Source organism: Williamsia sp. Y853, from assembly GCF_056786495.1.
Genome location: NZ_JBXCJC010000001.1, coordinates 672,637 through 694,957, shown reverse-complemented (window position 1 = coordinate 694,957; position 22,321 = coordinate 672,637). Strand labels below are relative to the sequence as shown.

Sequence of the window (22,321 nt, the reverse complement as noted above, 5' to 3'; positions counted from 1 at the left end):
CCCGGCGTCGAGGAGGATCTACGGATGTATGTGAGCGAGCTCGGCGATCTGTGGCATCGCGGTCGCACCGAGCCGATGAACATCCATCTCGATTCGGCGGCGGCATCACGCTCCTCCACCAAAGTCATCGAGACGATCACCGCGCACCTGTGGCGTGAATCCGAGCGCGGCGCCTACGTCGCACAGGAACAGATGAGCGAGGCCCTGGACCGCTGCCGTCGCGATATCGCCGCGCTCGTCGGACATCAGGCCCACGAGCTGGCATTCCGGGAGTCGGCAAAGGCCGCGCTGCGGGCTCTGCTCACCTACTGGAACCTCCCGATATCCGCCACGGTCTGGGTGGCCAAGAACGAGTTCGGCCCCAACCTCGACGAGTTCGAACGCCGCGGCTACGCCGTCCACACCATCCCCTCCGGCGACGTATACGGGCATGTCGACACCGACGCACTCGAGAACATGCTGCAGTTCGACCAGCCCGACTTCATCCACATCTGCCATATCGGCTCTCAGAGCGGCGTGGTCCAGCCGGTCAGCAAGGTCGTCGAGCTCGCCAAGGTCGCCGGTGTGCCGGTGGTGGTCGACGTCGCGCAGGCGCTTGGCCAGCGCGACTGCGCATCCGGCGCCGATGTCGTCTACGGCACCAGCCGTAAGTGGCTGGCAGGCCCGCGCGGTGTCGGATTCCTTGCCGTGCGTGCGGATTCGGTGCGCCCGGTGGAAATCGAGAGTTCGGAAGCCTTCGTGGCCGGACGTCTCGGACTCGGTGTGGCGATCCAGGAATTGCAGAGCTTCGGGCCCGAACGGGTCAACCGGGAACTGGCGGCCATCGGCCGCTTCACCCGTGAGCGCCTACACGGTATCGGCAGCTGGGAAGTCCTCGAACCGATCGACGAACCGTCGGCGATCGTCACCCTGGCCCCACCACCGGGATGGGGTCCGTCGGACGTAATGGCCGCTTGCGACAAACTGCGATCGATCGGAATTCTCGTAACCTGCGCGGATTCCTGGCGTGCGCCACTGGATTCGGAACAGTCGGTCCTGCGGATCAGCCCGCATCTGGACGTCCAGCGGTCCCACCTGGATCTGCTTGCCGGCGAACTTCGCGGGATGGGCTACTAGTTCGGCGTCAGGGCCCCACCGAGTTGACGATCCCGGCGATCTCGGCGACGGCGGCCCTGGCAAGGTCCGCATCCTTCTGTACCAAGGAAATTCGCGTTCGGCGGGCCAGGATGTCGTCGACCGTGCAAGCACCTTCGTGGGTGATGGCGAACTCGATCTCGGCCCGGGTGACGTCGATCCCGGGCGCGATCGGGGCGGCCGCATCCGGCACCTGTGCAACGTCCAGCACGTGTGCGGCCTCCGCACCGAAACGGGCGATCAACGAACTCGGCAAACCCGAGTCGTCCGGTGTCCCCGTCGCCCCGATGAGCGGCAGTTCACTGGTGTGGCACGGCCCGGCTCGCAGGCCCGAACGACTCACGGCCTCGTCGACCGCCTCCTCGGCCATCGCACGGTATGTGGTGAGCTTGCCCCCCACGACCGTGATCAGACCGTTGTCTCCCACTGCCACAAGGTGTTTGCGCGAGAGGTCAGCCGTGCTCAGCGGCACCCCTGGACCGATCTCCTCGACCAACGGACGCAGGCCGGAGAAGACTCCGCGGACATCGTCGGTGGACAGCGGACGTTCCAGCGCCTTGTTGATGTTGTCGAGCAGCAAGGTGATCTCGGCATCGGCCGGCGTCGGCACGTCCGGGATCGGTCCGGGCGCATCCTCGTCGGTGAGACCGATATAGGTACGACCGAGCTGCTGCGGCAATGCGAACACGTACCGACTGATGCTGTCGCCCAAGGGAACTGTGAGTGCACCCGTCGGGTTGCCCAGCGATGCGGAATCGACCACGAGGTGGGTCCCCCGGCTCGGCCGCAGCTTGACGGTCTCGTCGACCTCACCGGCCCAGACACCGGTCGCGTTGATGACGGCGCGCGCCCGGATCCCGAACGTGGCACCGGTGCGGACATCGGTCAGGGTCGCTCCCGTACCGGTCACATCCGTTGCCCGGGTGTAGGTGCTGATGATCGCGCCGTGTGCGGCAGCGGTTCTCGCCAAGGTCACCACGAACCTGGCATCGTCGATGAGCTGCCCGTCGTGGGCCACCACCGCGCCCCGCAGCCCGTCGGTACGGATTGCCGGACACAATTCCGCAGCTTCGGACGCCGACACCCTCCGGGACCGCGCCAGGACTTCCGTCGGCGTTTTGGCATTGTGGCGCAACACATCCCCGGCCAGCATTCCCAACCGCGCGGCCAGGTTCCCCTTCACCGAACCACCGGCGAAAACCGGGATGACCTGCGGCAGTGAATGCACCAGGTGTGGGGCGATCACCGTCATGATCCGGTGCCGCTCGACGGCCGACTCCTGCGCGATCGACACATCGAGGCTTGCGAGATATCTCAGGCCTCCGTGGATCAGCTTGCTGCTCCACCGACTGGTGCCGAAGGCGAGGTCCTGGGCCTCCACCAGTGCCACCGACAGACCACGGCTGGCCGCATCCAACGCGACGCCGGTTCCGGTGACGCCCCCACCGATCACCAGGACATCCAACGGCTCAGTGCGCGACCGTAATTCATCCAGTCCGGCGCGACGTGACGCCGGGCTCAGTGCTCCGGCCGGGAATTGTTCGGCGATCACGGCGCCGCCCGTAGGTACGAGTGCAACGCGTACCGCAGTTCCACGGTCCATCGATCGGCCAGGATCGGTTGCACGATCGCATGCGACTGAATCGCCGACTGACAGATCAACAACACCATGGCGGCCATCTCATCCGGAGCCCCGTCCCGGACGTCGCCGCGATGCTGACCGTCGGTGATGGCGCGTTGCAGAATCGTCAGGGCAGCGTTCTGGCTGCGGCCGAGCCTCACGAAAACATAGGGGGCAAGAGCGGCTGACGGCTCGCGCCACAGCATTTCGAGGAGGTTGTTGACGCGGATCGCATCGGCGACGGCAACCAGGCGATCAACCTTGTCGTCAAGGGTCGTGCCGCGTGCGGGGATGTCGGCGATCGTGCCGATCAGCTCCCGGGTGACGAGGTCGGCGGTCAGCGTCCGCACGTCCGGCCAGCGCCGGTAGACGGTCGGCCTGCTCACGCCGGCCTCACGGGCCACTTCCGCCAACGTGATCTTGCGACCCGCCGCGCGAATCAGCGCCGCGCGGGTCGCATCGAGGACCCGATCGGTGATGTTGGCGCCCATCGCAGCGGCCACCGGGTCGGAGGTGCCGTCATTGCGGTTTCCGGGCGGGGACGTTCCAACCATGGACGATTTATCGTTACGGATTGACATGTTGTGTAAAACTGTAACTCATGACGGTCGATTTTCCACAGCATTCCCTGCCACTGCCCCCGATGCGTTGGGACGGCTGGGGATCACCCGAGGCCGCCACCGAGCTCTCCGAACCGATCAGGACCCTCCTGTCCCAAGTTCTCGGCGTCTCCGGCGATCGGATCCCGGCCCCGGCCGCCACCGAGGTCGAACTCTCGCCTGTCCGGCTCACGGACGCCGACCTGGATGCCCTCCGCGGAATCGTCAGTGCGGTGTCGACGTCCGACGGTGATCGACTGACCCGGTCGGGTGGTAAATCGACCCTTGATCTCCTGCGCCGCAAGACCCGCAGACAAGACGCACCGGACGGTGTGGTCGAGCCCGCCACCGAACAGGAGATCTCAGATCTCCTGGACTGGTGCGCCAGATCCCGGATCGCGATCGTTCCCTTCGGTGGCGGCACCAGTGTGGTCGGTGGGGTCGACCCGGTCGCCGGCGCCTTGCGAGCGGTGATCAGCCTGGATCTGCGGCGTTTTGATCAGCTTCTGTCGATCGACACCATCTCCGGTGAAGCCGTGCTGGGTGCAGGCATCACCGGCCCGCAGGCCGAAAAGCTTTTGGCTCCACACGGATTCACCCTCGGACATTTCCCGCAGAGCTTCCAGTTCGCCACCATCGGCGGGTTCGCGGCCACCCGATCATCAGGTCAGGCCTCCGCCGGATACGGCCGGTTCGACGACATGGTCACCGGCTTGCGGGTGGTCGCACCCACCGGGATCATCGACCTGGGTGGGGCGCCGAAGACCGCAGCCGGACCCGATCTTCGCCAACTCTTCCTCGGTTCGGAAGGCTCCCTCGGCGTGATCACCGCCGTGACCCTCCGAGTGCGCCGCATTGCGCCCGTGACCCTGCACGACGCCTGGCACTTCACCGACTTCGACTCCGGTGCAGCGGCTTTGCGAGCGGTGGCGCAGCAAGGAGGCGGGCCGACCGTGATGCGACTGTCCGATGAGGCCGAAACCGGTGTCAACCTCGCCAGCCCGGACAAGATCGGTGCCGACACCGACACCGTTTCCGGTGGATGCCTGGCCATCACCACATTCGAGGGAACCGAGGCGGTCGCCCGGTCTCGTCAGGAGCTGACCGGACAACTGTTGGCCGCCGCGGGTGGGACGTCGCTGGGCGCCGCCCGGGCACAGGCCTGGGAACACGGCCGCTTCAACGCCCCCTACCTACGGGATGCGCTCCTGGACATCGGGGTCGGCTGCGAGACACTGGAAACCGCCACCACCTGGTCGAACGTGACCGCACTCAAGACCGCGGTCACCGGCGCCCTGACCGAGGCCATCGGACGATCCGGCTCCCCGGCGCTGGTGCTCTGCCACATCTCCCACACCTATCCCACCGGCGCCTCACTGTATTTCACGGTGGTCTACCGTTTCGGCGACGATCCGATCACCGAATGGTCCGGTGTGAAAGACTTTGTCGGTCAAGCGATTGTGGATTCAGGAGGCACGATCACCCATCATCACGCCGTCGGTACCGACCACCGCCGCTGGTTGCCGACGGAGATCGGTGACGTCGGCGCCCAGATATTGCGGGCGGTCAAATCCACGCTCGATCCCACCGGCATCCTGAATCCGGGCAAACTCATTCCATGATCACCCACCGGGTTGCCGCGCTCATCAATCCGTCCGCACGTCACGGCCTCGCAGGCGCCGCAGTCGCCGCCGCCGTCGAAGCACTGGTGTCGACCGGCCTCGAGGTCACCGCGTTGACTGGTTCAAGCGCCGACGAAGCCCTGGAATTCGCTCGAGGAGTCCGCTCGCCCGAGCACGACGCCCTGGTGGTGGTCGGAGGCGACGGCACCATCCGCCTGGCGTTGCAGGCCGCCTACGAGGCGGGCGCAGACGCGGTACCCATCGGGCTGATGCCTGCAGGCACCGGTAACGACACGGCGCGGACACTGGGCATCCCGCGCGACGATCCGGCCGCAGCGGCCGCCATCATCCGCGGCGGTGCCCGCCGGGTCTGCGACACCGCCACCATCTCGCTGTCCGATGGCAGCGTGCACGCGTTCGGCACCGTCGCCGCCACCGGCCTCGACGCCCTGGTCACCGAGCGCGCCAACACCCTGTCATGGCCGAAAGGTCAACTGCGATACCCGATTGCAGCTCTGATCGAGCTGGCCCGGATGAAGCCGTTTCCGTATCAGATCACCGTGGACGGCCGGCAAATCGAGCGCGATCTGGTGCTGGCGTCGGTGGGGAACACCGCAAGCTACGGCGGTGGGATGCAGATCACTCCGTCGGCCGTCATCGACGACGGGGAACTCGACGTCATCCTGGTGCACCACGGGCCACGCCTGAAGCTGATGGGTTTGTTCCCAACCATATACAGCGGCAAGCACATTCATCGCAAAGAAGTGGAGCAGCTGCGAGGCAGACGCATCGAGCTCACCAGTTCCAGGAGGACGCCGATATACGCCGACGGGGACCGGATCGGCGAGCTACCGGCGACCATCGAAGTCCGTCCGGGTGCGGTATCGTTTCTGTCGTCGGCAGCGCCGGGGGGTGTTTGAGAGTTCTCCTGTCCGATCCATGTTCCGAATTGATCAATACAGGAGTTCTGCGTGCAGAAGCGCGATGTATCAGCCCACCTCGACGTCGACATCACCGGCGAGACGGATCTCGAGTTCCAGATCGCCGTCGCGCCGCATCCCGGTGCCGAGGTGACCGAGACTCTCTCATTCACCCTCGACGGAAAGCCCTTGGACGCCAGGGAGATCAGCGGACCCCACGGCAACAGAATCCAGCTGCTGCATGCCGGCACCGGCAACCTGAAGGTCGCATACAAGGCCACCATTGTGGGGGAGACCGCACCCGCGACGGCCACCGAATACGATCGGGCGCTCTATCTGCGACCCAGTCGGTACTCCGAGGCGGACAAGTTCTTCGGTTGGGCCGCAAAGCAATTCGATACGAACGCCGAACCGGCCAAGCTCCTCGAAACCGTTGCAGCCTGGGTGGGCAACCACCTCGACTACACACCCGGCGCCAGCGGTCCCACCGACGGCGCCACCGACACCCTGCTCGCCGGAGCCGGTGTGTGCCGGGACTACTCGCACCTGGTCGTCGCGGCGCTGCGCGCGCTGAATGTGCCAGCCCGACTCGTCGCCGTCTATGCGCCCGGATGTGACCCGATGGACTTCCACGCCGTTGCCGAAGCACTTGTCGATGACCAGTGGCGGGTCGTCGACGCGACCTGCCTGGCACCGCGTCAGACCCTGGTCCGCATCTCGACCGGACGCGACGCCGCCGACACCGCGTTCCTCGACAACCATGGTGGCGCAATCACTTTGAACAACACCACGGTGACCGCAGTCGTCGACGGCAAGCTGCCCTCCGACGACATCGAGGACCTGGTCTCGATCACCTGATCGGCCGGGCCCGGGGTGCTAACTCTGTTGTTGCGCCCACCACTCGCGCAAGGCCTGCTCGGCCTCCTCATGCGACATCGGGCCGCGATCGAGCCGGAGTTCTTTGAGGTAGCGCCAGGCCTGACCGACCTGTGGTCCGGGCGGCAACCCCAACAACTCCATGATGGCGTTGCCGTCGAGGTCGGGCCGGACCCGGGCAAGGTCCTCGTCCTGCGCGATGCGGGCGATCCGCTCTTCGAGATTGTCGTAGTTCTGCTGCAGCCGACGCGCCCGGCGTTTGTTGCGGGTGGTGCAGTCGGCGCGGACCAGTTTGTTGAGGCGGGGGAGTAGGACACCGGCGTCGGTGACGTATCGGCGGACCGCGGAATCGGTCCACTGACTGTCGCCGTAGCCGTGGAATCGCAGATGCAGGAAGACCAGATTCGCGACGTCCTCGATCACGGCCTTCGGATACTTCAGTGCCCGCAGCCGCCTACGGACCATCTTCGCGCCGACCACCTCGTGATGGTGGAAGCTGACGCCGCCGTTGGGTTCGTGCCGGCGGGTATCGGGTTTTCCGATGTCGTGCAGGATGGCCGCCCACCGCAACACCAGATCCGGGTCGCCGTCCTCGAGGTCCATCGCCTGCGCCAGCACCGTCAACGAGTGGGTATAGACGTCCTTGTGCTGATGATGCTCGTCGATCGCGAGCTTCATCGCCGGGATCTCGGGGATCACCCGCTCCGCCAGACCCGTTTCGCAGAGCATGTCGATGCCGTCGACCGCGTGCTGTCCGAGGATGAGCTTGTCCAATTCGACCGCAACCCGTTCGACCGTGATCCGATCGATCTGGTCGGCCATGGCCTTGATGGCCTCGAACACCCGCGGACTGAGGGAGAAGCCCAGCTGCGAGACGAACCGCACACCCCGCAACATGCGCAGGGGATCGTCGTTGAAGGAATCCTCGGGGGCAGCAGGGGTGTCGATCACCCCGGCGAGCAACGCCTCCAGACCACCGAGCGGATCGACGAACTCCTGGCTGCCGTCGGCGCCGATCTTCACCGCCATCGCATTCATGGAGAAGTCACGCCGCACCAGATCGTCTTCGAGGGTGTCCCCGAACCGGACCTCCGGGTTCCGCCCGACCCGGTCGTAGCTGTCGGCGCGGAACGTCGTGATCTCGATCTGATGCCCGGACTTGACCGCGCTGATCGTCCCGAAGTCGATGCCGGTGTCCCAGATCGCGTCGGACCAGCCACGCAGTAGTTCCTGCACGTCCTGCGGGCGGGCGTCGGTTGTGAAGTCCAGGTCGTTGGTGAGTCGGCCGAGGACCGCGTCCCGCACGGAACCACCGACCAGGTAGAGCTGGAATCCGGCCGCGGCGAACTTGGCACCGAGGGGATCGAGGACGTCGGAGAGCTCCTGAAGCGACACCGCGGCAGCGGCCAGCAGCCGCGTGCGTCGTTCGTCTGCGCCTGCGGAATCGGCGGCAGAGGAATCGGCGGCAGACGGGGGAGTTGTCACGAAACGCCAGACTAGTCGAGCGGGACCGGCAGGGGAGTTCACGGGCCACCACAGGGTGTGACTTCGGTGCCTGATCGGCCACGCTGGCGGAAACAGCCGGTTACCGACGACTAGCATCTATTGAGTGTCAGCCGAACCCACAGAGCCGAGTAGGGACGTCACCCGGCGTCCTCGGCGACGGCGCGGCAATCGCCGCGGGGGCGGCGCTGGTCAGACCACCGATCCCAGGCCACCCGCAGCGGTGTCCGATTCGCCGGCGACGAACGACCCGGCAACCGACAAGTCGCCCGCAGGCGGAACATCGCGACGATCGCGTCGCGGCCGGCGACGCAAACCGTCCCGTCCCGTCGACAACACGGTCGATGCCGCCCGCAGCGAATCGACCGGTGTCGCAGGCACCAAGGCCGCCGACGGGCGGACCGCGCAGGTCAAGCCATCGGACGTCGGCAGGTCGAAACTTCCCGCGAAGGTCCCGGCGAACCTTGCAAAGCAGCGGTTGCGAACCGTCCGGGAGACCTCTGCCGGCGGTTTGATGGTCTCCGGCCTCGACGGTCCCGACAACGAGCGGTGTGCCGCACTGATCGGTCGCGTGGATCGTCGTGGCCGCATGATGTGGTCGCTGCCGAAGGGTCATATCGAAACCGGCGAGACCGCGGAGCAGACAGCCATCCGTGAGGTCGCCGAGGAGACCGGCATCAAGGGCAACGTCGTCGCGCCCCTTGGCAAGATCGATTATTGGTTTGTCAGCGAGGGCAAACGTATCCACAAGACGGTGCACCACTATCTGATGCGGTTCACCGGCGGAGAGCTGTCCGACGCCGACTACGAGGTCGCCGAGGTCGCCTGGGTGCCGCTGGCCGATCTGCCCCGTCGCCTCACGTACTCCGATGAACGCCGCTTGGCCCGCGTGGCCGAGGACGTCATCGCCGATCTGACCGCCGATCCCGATCGGATGGCCGAAGCCGAGGCCCTTGGCACACGCAGCGAACCCAACGCCTACGAGAAGGCCGCCGCCGCGCGCAACCAGAAACGCAACGAACCACCTGCCCCAGTCCAGAAACCGCGTCGACGCCGTCGGCGCGGTAGACGCGGTTCCGGTCGCGGCGGCGAGGGTTCGGCAGGTAAGAGCGGGGGAGCGGCCGCGCACGGCCCAACCGGCGACTCCGGCCCATCAGAAGCCACGTGAAGGGCGGTTCGATGCGGGCTCGGGGGATCGGCCACCTGCGGTGGTTCCTCGTTGTCCGGCGACTCCTGATTGTTTTGGGCGCCACGCTGATGGTTGCGGTGCCGCTGGCCCCCGCAGCGCTCGCAGCTCCCCGCGATGTGCAGACCGATTCGGATCAGTTCCTGCAGATCTCCCTCGAGTCCATCGATCCGTCGACGGTGTCGACCACCAGCACGGGGACCGTCACCGCGCGCGGAACGCTGAACAACATCGGGGACCGTCCCGTCGGCAACATCGCGATGCGCATGGAGCGCGGCGACGTGATCACCAGCAGCGCGGGTCTGGGTGAGTCGTTGTCGGCGGATCCGAACAGTTTCGATATCGTCGGCAATTTCGTCGACGTGACCAAAGAACTCAAGCCCGGTGAATCGGTGCCGTTCACCCTGCGGCTCCCCTTGTCGGCGGACGATTCAGACCGGCCCAGCCTCGCCATCGACACACCCGGCGTCTATCCCATCCTGATCAACGTCAACGGCACGCCCGAATACGGCGATGCGGCCAGACTCGACGATGCCCGGACGCTGTTGCCGGTCATGGGGCTACCCGATGACGACACCCGCGCGCAGACGCAGGGCTCGGCCGGATCGGACTCCACGTTGCCCGGGGCCATCCCGGTGGCACCGGACGGATCCATCGCCCCGGACACCTCGCAGCCGATGGGCCTGACACTGCTGTGGCCGATCGCCGCACCCGCGTCGCTGGCACCGGGTGTTACCGGAGGCGGCGACGAAACGGTCCGCTTGATGGACAACGGATTGCGGCAATCGCTCGAACCCGGTGGCCGACTCGACACGCTCCTGACCGCGATGGAGGAGACCCACGCACAAGAGGCCAACACACCGCTCACCCAAAGCCTGTGCCTGGCCATCGATCCCGATCTGCTCGTCAGTGTCCAGGCCATGACCGGCCCCTACCTGGTCAGCACTGACCCCGGCGATCCGACCGGACCTGCGTTCGAGGGCACCGGATCGGCGGTTGCCAAGGCGTGGCTGGCCCGGTTGCAGGCACTGGCACCGACGATGTGTGTCGTGGCGACCTCGTTTGCGCATGTGGACACGAACGCGCTCGCGCAGGTGGACGACTCGGGGCTCTCCAAGGCCGCACTCGCCACACCGGCCGACATCGTCGACACCATCCTCAAAGTGAAAAGCGTGCGCGGACTCACCCTTCCCACCTCCGGCGTCCTCGACGACAAGGCCGCAGGCGTGGTGAGAGAAAACGACTCGGTCGGGACGCTCCTGTCCGCGTCCGCGGTCCGGACCACCACACCCACCTCCACCAACGGTGAGTACCCGCTCGGCGACGACCTTGCCGTTCAGACCTTTGATCCCGCGATGTCCAGTGCGCTGGCCGCGATGGGTGATGCTCCGCGCTCCGCGCAGGTCACCCCCACCGATCAGCGCGACGGTTGGTTGCGGGGCAGCGAGGCGGCCCGGCGACAGACCGCGCTCGGAGCAATGATGTTCTCGGCACTCGCGCCGACGACGTTGTCCGCGATCACCGGCGATTCCGCACAGGCCCGGAGCGACGACCCGATCGCCAGGACGATCGGACGGGGTCAGGTCCTCATGCCGCCGCCGACGTGGTCGGCCACCGCAGACGACACCAAGGCCGTGTTGTCCACGATGACCCAGCTGCTCACGTCCAACCTGGGCGTCCCGCGTCCGCTCGAGACCCTGGGCGCCGACCTGACCGCCACCGCAACCGCACCGGCCGGGGCCCGACTGACCGCACCGGCAGGCGCCGACATCACCGGACCGCCGGAGCAGACCATCACCGCCGTCGGATCGGACACCACCCAGACCTGGGATCTGCAGGAATCGATGGTCGCGCGTTCCGATGTCCCGATCACGCCGCAGGCGTACATGGCTCCGCTTCGTGAAGACCTGCTCCGCGCGATGGCATCGGTCTCACCGCAGGATCAGCAGGCCGCAACGGAGACCGGTGAGATGCGGACCTCCGCGGTGGCGATCACGATCGCGGGAATCCGTGGCGGGATCGGCATTCTCGATCCCGGTGGCCGTTTCACCCTGGCCTCCGAACGGAGCCCGCTGCTGCTGGTCATCCGCAACGACCTCCCGGTGGCGATGCGTGCCCGTCTGTCGATCTCCGCCCCGGCCGGTATGACGGTCGGCGACCTCGGCGTCATCGAGATACCGGCGCAGGGAACGCGGCAACTCCAGATCCCGACCCGGGCCGACCGCTCAAAATCGATGACCGTGCAGATCGGTTTGGTCACATCCAGCGGTGTCCCATTGGGTAGTCCGATCGAATTGTCAGTACATTCCAACGCATATGGACAACCGCTTTTCATCATCACGATCTGTGCCGGTGTACTACTCGTACTCCTCGCAGGCCGACGGCTCTGGCACCGATTCCGCGGCGAACCAGATCCCGCTGACCTCGACAGACCCGAACCAGACGAGCATGAGCGTCTGATGGCCGACAGTCGCGCCCTCCACAGCGGGGGTATCGGTACCTGGGCTTCGCCGGAGCCCGGGCAGCGGCCAGGGCACAACCCCGGTCAGCCTGACGGGGACGACCGATGACCGATCAGCCACCACCACCACCGCCGCGGCGCCGTCCGCCACCGCGTCCCATGCCGGGTCCGGGAACAGGTCCGCGGCCACCGTCGGGGCCGCCACCGGGATTTCGGCCCGCGCCCCAGGGAGGTCCGGCACCCCAGCCACGTCCCCCGCAGGACGTGCGGCCGACGGCCGGTGAGCCGCCCTCGACCCGCGGACGGGTGAACCGGGCCGCTCCCGCGCCGATCACCGTCGACCCCAAGTCCGACGAGCCGACCGCCAACACGCCGCGTCAGCCGTCGGACGACAGTGTCATGCGGACCAGCGGTTCGATCGCGCTGGCCACCCTCGTCTCACGTATCACCGGTTTCGTCCGCACCGTCCTGGTGCTGGCCATGCTCGGTGCGGCGGTCGCGTCGTCGTTCCAGGCCGCCTACGTGCTGCCGAACATGATCGCCGAGGTTGTCCTTGGCGCGGTCCTGACCGCGATCGTCATCCCGGTTCTCGTCCGCGCCGAACGCGAAGACGCAGACGGGGGAGCCGGGTTCATCAACCGGGTCTTCACCCTGACGGTCGTCTTACTCGGGGCCGCCACCCTGATCGCGGTCATTGCGGCGCCGCTGCTGACAGCCCTGAATCTCGGTGACGGCAAGGTCAACCGGGATCTGGCCACCGGACTGGCATACCTGCTGTTGCCCGCCATCCTGTTCTACGGCCTGTCCGCCTTGTTCATCGCGATACTGAACATGAAGGGCCTGTTCAAGCCGGGCGCCTGGGCACCGGTGCTCAACAACATCGTGCAGATCATCACGCTGATCGCCTATGCCGCCAGTCCCGGTGAGATCTCCCTGGATCCGGTCCGGATGGGCGATACCAAGCTGCTCATCCTCGGTATCGGCACCACTCTCGGTGTGGTCGCGCAGACGCTCATCCTCGTTCCGGCGATCCGCCGCAGCGGTGTGAAACTGCGCCTGCAGTGGGGTCTGGACGACCGACTCCGCAAGTTCGGCAACATGGCCGTGGCGATCGTCCTGTACGTCGCGGTGTTGCAGGTCGGTCTGATCGTCACCTATCGCATCGCCTCGGCAGCGAGCGCGGACGGTGTCAGCGTCTACGCCACCCAGTGGCAGTTGCTGCAGTTGCCCTACGGCGTCCTGGGCGTGACCATCCTGACCGCGATCATGCCGCGACTGTCCCGCAACGCCGCCGCCGACGACACCCACGCGGTGATCGACGACCTGTCACTCGCGACCCGTCTGACGATGGTCTCGCTGGTTCCGGTCATCGCGTTCATGACGTTCTTCGGCCCCGCCATCGGTGTGGCCGTCTTCAACTTCGGGAAGTTCAACGCAGACACCGCGTCCCAGTTGGGCAGTGTGCTGTCGTGGGGCGCGTTCACGATGATCCCGTACGCGATGACACTCGTGCAGCTGCGTGTGTTCTATGCCCGCGAGGATGCCTGGACCCCGACCTACATGGTTGTCGGGATCACCGCGGTCAAGGTCGCCGCGTCGTATCTCGGCCCGGTGATGTTCGACGACCCGGACGACATCATCCGCTGGCTCGCCCTGTCCAACGGTCTGGGCTATCTGGTCGGCGCCGTTGTCGGACACTTTCTGTTGCGCAACCGCCTCGGCGGCGCCCGGATGACCAACGTCGGCCGAACCGTGTCATGGACCCTGGTGGTCTCCGTCGGATGCAGTGCGCTGGTGTGGGCGCTGGCCGAGATCTCCGGGCTCGACCGACTGTCCACCGATCACGGCAAACTGGGGTCGATCGCCTACCTCGGTCTGGTCGGGATCGTCACCATCTCACTGATCTACATCGTGCTGACATTGCTGCGCGTGCCCGACGTGCTGACCGTCGTGGTCGTGGTTCGACGCCTGCTCGGCCGCTTCATCCCGGCCATCGCACCGGCACCCGAGCCCGAGACCGAGGGCGCAGCCACGATGACGATCCAGTTCCCTCGGATCTCGGGCGAGGAATCTGTTCCGTATTCTGGCCAGGTCGAAGTTATCCGACGCTTCGATCGGGGTACATCGAGCTGGCAGGCCTACACGGTCACAAGCGGCGGCGCTGCCGGAACCAACTTCCGTCAACCACAAGACCTGCGGTATCGAAGGAAAGGAGCGGGCGCTTTGGGTAAACAGGATGCCGACAGCAAGTCGGTCGAGGTGCCCACGCCGCCACGCCCGTCCGTCGGTGCGCCAGGTCTCGACGAGACCGCGCAGATGAACCTCGCCGATGTGGCAGCAGCCGCCAAGGCCACACCCGAAGCGCCGACAGGGGCCCGTCCACCGGCTCCCGCCCGGCCGCGGGTTCGCCGGGGCCCCAGGCTCGTTCCGGGAGCTGCCGTCGCCGGCGGCCGGTACCGGCTCCTGCAACATCACGGTGGATCGCGCGGTCTGCAGTTCTGGCAGGCCCGCGACATCAACCTCGACCGCGATGTGGCACTCACCTTCGTCGATGCCGAACAGGCCGCTCCGCTACCGGAAGCCGGTGTGCGGATCGATCCCCGCGACGAGGGCCCGCAGGCAGTGCTGTCGCGCACCCTACGGCTCGGCCGGATCAACTCGCCCGGCATCGCGCGCGTCCTGGATGTGGTCCGCGGGTCATCGGGCGGAATCGTTGTCGCCGAGTGGATCCCCAGCTCGTCGCTGGCCGACGTCGCGAAGTCGAATCCGTCTCCGGTCGGCGCTGCTCGTGCGGTCCGCGCACTCGCTGCCGCCGCCGAAGCAGCACACCGCAACGGTGGCGCCCTGTCCATCGATCACCCCGAACGCGTCCGGATCAGCCAGGAGGGCAACGCTTTTCTGGCGTTCCCCGGTACGCTCGCCGACTCTGACAAGTCTTCGGATGTGCGTGGTCTCGGAGCTGTTCTCTATGCACTCCTGTTGGCCCGCTGGCCACTCGACGCGGAGACCGGGATCGAACTCGCCACCAGCAGGCGATCAGCCGAACCGATCGGTGGTCTGCCGCCTGCCGCACCCGGCAACGACGGTCTGCCACGTGAACCCCGGGCCGAACGCCCCGACATCCCGTTCGAGATCTCCGCGGTCGCCGCCCGGGCTCTCGAGGGCAACAGCGGGATCCGCACCGCGGCCACCGTCCAGCATGTTCTCGACCAGGCAACGGTTCTCGACCAGCAGACCGACCTGATCGCCCAGGTCGGGGCCGACGGCAAACCGGTGAGTTCCTCGCCGCGCGCGACGCCGAAAATGCTCGGCGGAGGCGGGGACGACGACACCAAGAAGCCGCGTTCGGTGCGCACCATGGCGATCCTGGCCGGCGCGGGACTGTTCATCCTCTTCCTCGTGATCGCGGTGGTCGTCTGGGCCACCAGCGCTTTCGGCGGCGACGACGACACCCCGGACATCGACTCGATCTTCTCCACCTCGGCAGGTCCGTCCGGAGAGGCGGCCCCCCAGGCCCAGGCTCCTGCTCCCGCGGCACCGGTGGGCCTGACCGCCGTCACGATGCTCGACTACTCCGATCAGGTACCCGACGGCCGGACCAACCTGAACAACGTGATCAGCGGGCAGGCGCCGGCGTGGAAGACCGATGAGTATCGCGGTGGAGCCAAGTTCGGCAACCTCAAACCCGGTCTGGGCCTGATGTTCACCCTCGACCGGGACGCGACGCTCTCCGAGGTCATCGTGCGGTCACCGACACCGGGCATGCAGCTGGAGATCCGCACCTCGAACTCCCTTCAGACGGCGTTCGAGGCCACCACACTGGTCGGGGCGGCCACGCTCGAAGGCCAGGAGACCCGGATCCCGATCAGCGACGCCAAGCCGGCCAAGTACATCCTGGTATGGCTGACGTCCCTGCCACGCAACGACAGTGGGCGCTACCAGGGTGCCATCAGCCAAGTGTCGATGACGGGCTAGTACGCCGCTGTGACCGACGACCTGCCGGTGGGTGCGGTGCGCTGTGAGGACGGGCTGATCCGTCCTGCCTGGGCCGCGCAGTCCGGTTTGATGCGCGACTACTACGACAACGAGTGGGGCATGCCGGTGTCCGGCGAGAACGCCCACTTCGAACGTCTTGCGCTGGAGGGGTTTCAGGCCGGACTGTCGTGGGCGACCATTCTGCGCAAACGTCCGGCGTTCCGGGAAGTCTTCGCCGACTTCGATGTCGACACCGTAGCCGGCTACGGGGAGGTCGACGTCGCCCGGCTGCTGACCGATGCCCGCATCATCCGGCACCGTGGCAAGATCGAGGCCACCATCGGCAACGCACGGGCTGCCCAGAACCTGCGCGCCGAAGGCGGTTTGGTCGACTTCCTGTGGTCATACAAGCCGGCGACGACCCCACGCCCGCAGACCATGGCCGAGGTGCTGACCACATCGCCGGAGTCGGTTGCGATGTCCAAGGCATTGCGGGCAAAGGGTTTTCGATTCGTCGGGCCGACCACCATGTATGCGCTGATGGAGGCCGTCGGGATCGTCGACACCCATTTGATGACCTCGTTCCGGCGGGGGAGTTCCGGCATCTGGCCTGCGTGAGCGCCGGCGCATACCGATTCACTCGTGGACGACGATGACGACCTTGCCGAACGCCCGCTCTGCTGCGTAATACCGGTACGCATGGGCCGCCTCCGCAAGTTCGAATTGCGCAGCAATCGGCGGCTCGATGCAATGTTGGCTGATCGCATCAACGAGTTGCCGAGTATGACTGACCGACCCCAGGGCGATCGGCTGCAGCGCGACGTTTCTCCCGAAGGGCAGCAACGGATCGATCGATCCGGCGGCTTCGGTGCTGACCAGGCTGAGCCGACCACCCACCCTGGTGGCCGAGATGGATTCGTCGACCGGGCCGTACGTATGAACAACCACGTCGGCACCATTCCCATTGGTCAAGGGACGGACGCGGTCCGCGAGTCCTGATGTTGCGGAAGATATGACGTGCGAAGCCCCCAATCGATGTAAGTCCGGTGCGCGGAGCGGGTCCGAAGACGTCACGATGACCTTCCAACCCCGAGCGGCGGCGAGTTGAACGACGAAGGTCGACACCGCGCCGCTCGTCGTTGTCAGCACCGTGGTGCCGGGTGCCCAAGGTTGCGGGGTGAGTAGCGCATGCCAGGCCGTGACGGCTGCGCACGGCAGTGTTGCGGCGGTGGTGTAGCTCATGCCGGTTGGAATCGGTACGACTGCGCATTGGTCCAGGACGACATATTCGGCGAGCATCCCGTCGAGGAAGCCACCCAACTGCGCGCTCACCGCCGGTGAGAACGGCCCGTCGGCCCACTGTGGAAATACCGCGCCCAGGACCCGGTCGCCGATCTTGGCCGCACTGACCTCATCGCCGACCGCGATGATCTCGCCGGCGCCGTCTGACACGGGAATGAGGGTGGGTTTCACGGGAAGCGGATAGTTTCCGTCCAACACCGAGAGTTCCCGTTTGTTGAGACTGACAGCGTGGACGCGGACGAGGACCTCGTGCGGTCCGGGTTCGGGAACCGGTAGTACCACCGGTCTGAGGCTGTCGAGGCCGCCGCCGAATTCGGCGAGCCACGCCTTCACCGATCCGCCTTGAGGTACCCGTGCGCGGCTACGATCTTGCCGTCCCGGACGGCGAAGATGTTCACGCCCCGTTGGATGAGGGTCCCCGACTGATCTACACAGCGCCACTGCTGGACCACCGACTCGCCCGCTTCGATGACTGCCTCCGGCTCGAACTGCATGCCGGTGTCCGCAATCAGCTTGCCCCACAAGGCGCGACAGGCGGCGCCACCTGTGACGACGTCTCCCTCAGGAGCCGGGCCAGTCGTGTGGATGACGCAGTCATCGTGGACAAGCGTCTCGATCGCACTCGGGTCGTGGTCGGTGAAGGCACTGTTGAATCGCTCCACAACACGGGACGATCGCGGGCTGGTGATCTCGGGAATGGTCATGAGGCAACCATCGGTTCATCAGGGCATGAACTCAATTCCCTACAAGGAATCACGTCGCGTGATCCACTTGACCGCGTGACCAGTACGACGACGGCTCTGGACTTCGGATCATCGCTTCGACGGTGGCGCAATGCTCGGCGGCTGAGCCAGCTCGACCTGGCGGTCAAGGCCGACACAACACAGCGGCACCTCAGCTTCCTCGAAAGCGGCCGCTCAGTTCCCGGACGCGACATCACCACCCGACTCGCACACGCCCTGCAACTCGGGCTGCGTGAACGCAATGCGCTTCTGGCGAAGGCAGGCTTCGCGCCCGAGTATTCCCTCACGCCACTCGACAGTCCTGCTCTCGAGCCGATTCTCGGCGTACTTCGCACCGTGCTCGACGGGTACCTGCCCTACCCTGCGGTCCTACTCCGCCATCCCGGCACCGCCGTCGCAAGCAACGACGCACTGCAACTGCTCACTGATGGAGCCGCATCACACCTGCTGGAGGAGCCCGCCAACCTCTTCCGTCTCGCGCTGCACCCAGATGGTCTGGCCCGCCGCATCCGCAATTTTGCCGACTGGGCACCTCATGTCGTGGAGGCATTCGAGCAACGCGCGCACGCTCACGACGATCCCGAACTCTGGCAGCTCGCCGCCGAACTGCGGTCGTACCTACCCCGGGGGTCCGGCTCAGACCGGCTCAGCGGCGCGATTGCGCCGCTGCTGCTCGACACGGACGAAGGCGTCGCCTCACTCGTCACAACTCGGATGACATTCGCCAACACCACGGACGTCACGCTCGACGAGATCGAACTCGAAGCCTTCCTGCCCACCGACAAGAAAACCGCTCTGATGCTGACGCGTCTGTACGGCGACACGGATCTGGAAAGAGGGAATGCGCTGTAGGCGCACCGGTTTCACCGCTCCGACCGGCTCATCGACGGGGGACCAGTACTCATCGGCGATGCCCGGGCGTGTGCTCGCGAACAAGTTCGGCGAGGTTGGTCGGGTAGATCGTTTCGGCACTCGCTTCGATGTCGGCCGGGAACCACCAGCGGTGGGCGAGGATCGAACGACGCTCGAGATCCGTCCAGCCGGCCGACTGCGGCTCGAACGACCGGACATGCGCGGCGAAGTACACCTCCACCTGATGGATGGCCTCGCCGACGAAGACGATGTCGAACTCGCGGTGGAAGATCGGGCCAGAAATCTCCCCGACCAAGAGACCCGTTTCCTCCAGAACCTCCCGCCGGGCGGTCTGCTCGTCGGACTCGTCACCCTCACGTCCGCCACCCGGCGTGAACCACCAGGGGTCGGCGGCGGCGTTACCAGGGTCGATACCGCGGAACAGGAGGGTTCGGCCTGCCTCGTCGATCAGGATCATCCTCGCGGCCTGTCGACGACGTCCAGTCGCTCCCATCGTCCACCCCCTTCCGGCGTTCACCAGCCTGCCAGAACCGATGCGGGCGCACTGAGCTCAGCCCCAGGATCTCGCTGCGAACCACCCGCGCGGAAACCGACCGTGCCGGCAGGCACCGGCCACAGACGCCTCTCCGGAATACACCGCAGATGTTCATCTGCCGGCCTGCCGATGTCCGCGTTCGGGGTTTCTCAATGTGTTTCGCTAGTGTGTGTTGGTGACGGTTGTCAGCCCGGGCGTCCGCCCGACACAACCGCAGCAGCGCAGGGCCGATCGGAAGCGAGTGCGTTGATGGTGGCTCGAACGGCCGAATATCCCAGGCCGAATCACTGCATAGTGCACATCAGCGACACCCATCTGATCGACGGTGACGGCGATCTGTACGGCGGTGTGGACAGCAAGTCGCGGTTACGCCAGATCTTGGTGGAACTCACCGGGTCCGGTGTCGAGATCGACGCGCTGGTCTTCACCGGTGACCTGACCGACAAAGGCGATCCACGCGCCTATGAGACACTGCGCGGCATGGTCGAACCCGTCGCCGACCGGCTCGGCGCCGAGCTCATCTGGGCGATGGGCAATCACGACGATCGCGCCACCTTCCGGGTGAAGCTGCTCGACGCGGCACCGGACACCGGCACCATCGACAGCGTGCACGATATCGGCGGCCTACGGATCATCACCCTGGACTCGACCGTCCCCGGCCTGCATCACGGCGAGGTGACCGACGCTCAACTCCATTGGCTCACAGACCTGTTGGCGACACCTGCCGAACACGGCACCATTCTTGCGATGCACCACCCACCCGTGCCGTGTGTGCTCGACCTCGCTGTACTCGTAGAACTACGCGATCAGCACCGACTCGCAGATGTGTTGCAGGGCAGCGACGTCCGATCCATCATCGCCGGGCACCTGCACTATTCGACCACCGCGACCTTCGCCGGGATACCGGTCTCCGTGGCCGCCGCCACCTGCTACAACCAGGATCTCAACGTGCCGGCCGGGGCGATGCGCGGCCGCGACGGGGGGCAGGGTTACAACCTCATCCACGTCTATGACTCCACCGTGGTCCATTCGGCCGTACCCATCGGCACGTATGCGACTGTGGGCGAATATGTTTCACCTGATGAGACCGCGCGCCGCCTGGCCGCGGCCAATATCCGCATCGCCGAGAGCAGCCGGCGGAGCCCGGTCAGCCGGAACTAGTGTCGCGAGTCGAAAGTTTCTTGCTTGTATCCGGTGGAGCGATGGGTGGCTGGCAAGGCGGAGGAAGGCATAGCGGAGCTATACCGACCGACGACAACGCTGCCAGGCGCCGATCGAACGACGGAGACTGCAAAAGAACTTTTGACTCGGGGCACTAGTCCGACGCCGCCTCTACCGCCGTCTCCCACGGTGCGGCGATGGGGAAGTAGCGGTCGAGGAAGCCGATCACCGTCTGGGTGCGAAGTTCCAGATCGACCTCGGGGGTGCTGCCGTCGTTGAGACAGAAGAAGTCGACGGCCCGCCGTGGCAGCATCTTCTCCATGGCCTTGAGTCCCGCAACGGCGGTCGTGTCGATGTACTTGACCTTGGCGTCTTTCTGTACCACCGCGCGACCGGTCATGAGCGCGTAGTAGTGGTACAGCGAATTGGTCACCGAGATGTTGCTACTGGTGCGGAAAGCGCTGGCGGCGGTGGCGGCGAACTCCTCGGGGAATTCTTTTTCCATCTCCTGTAACACGCTCTTGCGCAACGGAGTTGCCGCATGTTCGAGGTGCCGCGTCGTCATCAGTCCGAATCGGTTCTGCAGCAGTCGGCGGTTGACCCTGGCGGCGTTCTCGAAACCACTGCGGTCGGCGTCGCTGTATCCGAGTCCGATCCGCGTGGTCGCCTCGATGAACATGCTCACCCCGCCCGAGGAGAAGAACGCCTGCGGTCCGACCGGACGTCCGAAGAACATGTCGTCGTTGGAGTACAGGAAATGCTCGGACAACCCCGGGATGTGGTGGAGCTGGCTCTCGACGGCCTGGGAGTTGTGCGTCGGCAGAACCGACGTGTCGACGAAGAACTCCTCGCTCGGAACGAAGGTCACCCGAGGATCGTCGGCAAGCCACGCCGGACGCGGGGAGTCGGTGGCGACGAAGATGCGGCGAATCCAGGGCGCGTACATGTGGATCGACCGCAACGCGTACTTCAGTTCGTCGATCTGCCGGTATCGCGCTGCCGACGCATCCCCTTCTCCGACAATGTAATTCTGCATACGCTTGGCCCGCTGAGCCTGGAACTCGGCCGATGACCCGTCGACCCAGGAGAAGACGATGTCGATGTCGAAATTGACGTCGGAGGCATGCCCGGCGAACATGTTCTCGATGGTGGGCCAGGTCAGACCGTAGCGCTCGACGGTCCCGCGGACGGCTTCGTCCGTCGGGATGGTCCGCCGGGTCAGCGAGTTCTCGATCGGCAGGGTGATCTCGGTGTCGTCGAAGGACCACAGCTCTATCTGCACGGCCGTCGCAGCGCCGTAGTGCAGCCCACTCTTCGGTTCGACGCGCGGTCGATAGAGCCGGAAGATTCTTGCCTTCGGGGATAGCGACAGCTTCCCGTCGCCCACCAGTACTGCCTTACCCCGTTCTGCATCAACGGTTTTCGAGTAGAACGGTTCTCGCTCGCAGGCTGCGACCATTGCTGCCTTGAAGGCGGCACGCTCCGGCCACGCGATCGCGATCACCGGTCGTTCGTCATTGCCGCGAACCAGGAGGTATGCGATCTCGGCTGCGTCGAGGACACCACGGATGAACAGCAGATCCTCGACCATCGCCTCTTGCGGAGTGGTCGACGAGATGGCGAGCGCGTACCGGCCTTCGAAGCCCACGACATTCGGCTGCTCCCGCAGGCGGGCCACCGACGCAGCCGACTCCCGGACGACTGACTCCGGGATCTCTGGCTCGGGAGGGACGAGGTAGATCTCATGGGGGGCTGGGGATGAAGTGATGTCATTCCTTCCGGGGACGGCATACGGCCGAGTGTTCCCCGG

General features: G+C 66.0%; 18 protein-coding genes. 10 read left to right on the top strand and 8 right to left on the bottom strand.

The features are described from left to right. Window positions 1-24: 24 nt before the first annotated feature. Window positions 25-1,116 (top strand): aminotransferase class V-fold PLP-dependent enzyme, encoded by a 1,092-nt coding sequence (locus AC1TPF_RS03425; protein WP_482136505.1) that lies wholly within the window; start codon window positions 25-27, stop codon window positions 1,114-1,116. A 7-nt stretch (window positions 1,117-1,123) separates the two neighbouring features. On the opposite strand, the gene AC1TPF_RS03420 is transcribed toward AC1TPF_RS03425, so the two are convergent. Further along, on the bottom strand, window positions 1,124-2,737 hold the full coding sequence (locus AC1TPF_RS03420; protein ID WP_482136506.1) for a glycerol-3-phosphate dehydrogenase/oxidase: 1,614 nt from the start codon (window positions 2,735-2,737) through the stop codon (window positions 1,124-1,126). After that, the gene (locus AC1TPF_RS03415; protein WP_482136507.1) at window positions 2,683-3,309 is read right to left on the bottom strand and encodes a TetR/AcrR family transcriptional regulator; all 627 of its coding nucleotides are present in this window, start codon (window positions 3,307-3,309) and stop codon (window positions 2,683-2,685) included. Before AC1TPF_RS03415 ends, AC1TPF_RS03420 begins: the two co-directional genes overlap by 55 nt. A gap of 89 nt (window positions 3,310-3,398) precedes the next feature. Here AC1TPF_RS03415 and AC1TPF_RS03410 point away from each other — a divergent pair, with 89 nt between their 5' ends. The 3 genes from AC1TPF_RS03410 to AC1TPF_RS03400 are packed head-to-tail and all read left to right on the top strand — an operon-like array spanning window position 3,399 to window position 6,754. Next, window positions 3,399-4,976, top strand: coding sequence for an FAD-binding oxidoreductase (locus AC1TPF_RS03410; RefSeq protein ID WP_482137293.1), 1,578 nt, complete (start codon window positions 3,399-3,401; stop codon window positions 4,974-4,976). Beyond that, window positions 4,973-5,896 carry a YegS/Rv2252/BmrU family lipid kinase gene (locus AC1TPF_RS03405; protein WP_482136508.1) on the top strand — a complete coding sequence of 308 codons (924 nt, stop codon included), beginning with the start codon at window positions 4,973-4,975 and terminating at the stop codon, window positions 5,894-5,896. The genes AC1TPF_RS03410 and AC1TPF_RS03405 overlap by 4 nt, the downstream gene beginning before the upstream one ends. Window positions 5,897-5,947: 51 nt before the next feature. After that, a complete protein-coding gene (locus AC1TPF_RS03400; RefSeq protein WP_482136509.1) occupies window positions 5,948-6,754 on the top strand; it encodes a transglutaminase-like domain-containing protein in 807 nt (268 codons plus the stop codon). Window positions 6,755-6,772: 18 nt separating this feature from the next. Here the strand turns inward: AC1TPF_RS03400 and AC1TPF_RS03395 are convergent, their stop codons facing one another. Next, window positions 6,773-8,257 carry a CCA tRNA nucleotidyltransferase gene (locus tag AC1TPF_RS03395; RefSeq protein ID WP_482136510.1) on the bottom strand — a complete coding sequence of 495 codons (1,485 nt, stop codon included), beginning with the start codon at window positions 8,255-8,257 and terminating at the stop codon, window positions 6,773-6,775. A 124-nt stretch (window positions 8,258-8,381) separates the two neighbouring features. Between AC1TPF_RS03395 and AC1TPF_RS03390 the strand changes: the two genes are divergently transcribed. Beyond that, a complete protein-coding gene (locus tag AC1TPF_RS03390; protein WP_482136511.1) occupies window positions 8,382-9,443 on the top strand; it encodes an NUDIX hydrolase in 1,062 nt (353 codons plus the stop codon). 11 nt (window positions 9,444-9,454) lie between these two features. Further along, window positions 9,455-12,031: a DUF6049 family protein gene (locus AC1TPF_RS03385; RefSeq protein WP_482136512.1), complete on the top strand. Its 2,577-nt coding sequence runs from the start codon at window positions 9,455-9,457 to the stop codon at window positions 12,029-12,031. A 4-nt stretch (window positions 12,032-12,035) separates the two neighbouring features. Here the strand turns inward: AC1TPF_RS03385 and AC1TPF_RS03380 are convergent, their stop codons facing one another. Further along, window positions 12,036-12,257 (bottom strand): hypothetical protein, encoded by a 222-nt coding sequence (locus AC1TPF_RS03380; RefSeq protein ID WP_482136513.1) that lies wholly within the window; start codon window positions 12,255-12,257, stop codon window positions 12,036-12,038. On the opposite strand from AC1TPF_RS03380, the gene murJ reads away from it, so the two are divergent. Together murJ and AC1TPF_RS03370 are read left to right on the top strand one after the other, a co-directional pair. Beyond that, window positions 12,229-15,897, top strand: a complete 3,669-nt coding sequence (gene murJ, locus AC1TPF_RS03375; RefSeq protein ID WP_482142629.1) for a murein biosynthesis integral membrane protein MurJ — start codon at window positions 12,229-12,231, stop codon at window positions 15,895-15,897. The genes AC1TPF_RS03380 and murJ overlap by 29 nt on opposite strands. Window positions 15,898-15,906: 9 nt before the next feature. Beyond that, the gene (locus AC1TPF_RS03370) at window positions 15,907-16,515 is read left to right on the top strand and encodes a DNA-3-methyladenine glycosylase I (protein WP_482142628.1); all 609 of its coding nucleotides are present in this window, start codon (window positions 15,907-15,909) and stop codon (window positions 16,513-16,515) included. 18 nt (window positions 16,516-16,533) lie between these two features. Here the strand turns inward: AC1TPF_RS03370 and AC1TPF_RS03365 are convergent, their stop codons facing one another. Together AC1TPF_RS03365 and AC1TPF_RS03360 are read right to left on the bottom strand one after the other, a co-directional pair. Continuing rightward, entirely contained in the window at window positions 16,534-17,532 is a 999-nt protein-coding gene (locus AC1TPF_RS03365) for a zinc-dependent alcohol dehydrogenase family protein (protein WP_482142627.1), read from the bottom strand. Beyond that, window positions 17,529-17,903: a nuclear transport factor 2 family protein gene (locus AC1TPF_RS03360; protein WP_482142626.1), complete on the bottom strand. Its 375-nt coding sequence runs from the start codon at window positions 17,901-17,903 to the stop codon at window positions 17,529-17,531. Before AC1TPF_RS03360 ends, AC1TPF_RS03365 begins: the two co-directional genes overlap by 4 nt. Window positions 17,904-17,978: 75 nt before the next feature. On the opposite strand from AC1TPF_RS03360, the gene AC1TPF_RS03355 reads away from it, so the two are divergent. Next, window positions 17,979-18,794: a helix-turn-helix domain-containing protein gene (locus AC1TPF_RS03355; RefSeq protein ID WP_482136518.1), complete on the top strand. Its 816-nt coding sequence runs from the start codon at window positions 17,979-17,981 to the stop codon at window positions 18,792-18,794. Window positions 18,795-18,843: 49 nt separating this feature from the next. On the opposite strand, the gene AC1TPF_RS03350 is transcribed toward AC1TPF_RS03355, so the two are convergent. Next, window positions 18,844-19,308 carry an NUDIX hydrolase gene (locus AC1TPF_RS03350; RefSeq protein WP_482142625.1) on the bottom strand — a complete coding sequence of 155 codons (465 nt, stop codon included), beginning with the start codon at window positions 19,306-19,308 and terminating at the stop codon, window positions 18,844-18,846. Between the two features lie 291 nt (window positions 19,309-19,599). On the opposite strand from AC1TPF_RS03350, the gene AC1TPF_RS03345 reads away from it, so the two are divergent. Continuing rightward, the gene (locus tag AC1TPF_RS03345; protein WP_482142623.1) at window positions 19,600-20,511 is read left to right on the top strand and encodes a phosphodiesterase; all 912 of its coding nucleotides are present in this window, start codon (window positions 19,600-19,602) and stop codon (window positions 20,509-20,511) included. Between the two features lie 154 nt (window positions 20,512-20,665). On the opposite strand, the gene AC1TPF_RS03340 is transcribed toward AC1TPF_RS03345, so the two are convergent. Beyond that, on the bottom strand, window positions 20,666-22,159 hold the full coding sequence (locus tag AC1TPF_RS03340) for a stealth family protein (RefSeq protein WP_482144013.1): 1,494 nt from the start codon (window positions 22,157-22,159) through the stop codon (window positions 20,666-20,668). Window positions 22,160-22,321: the final 162 nt, after the last annotated feature.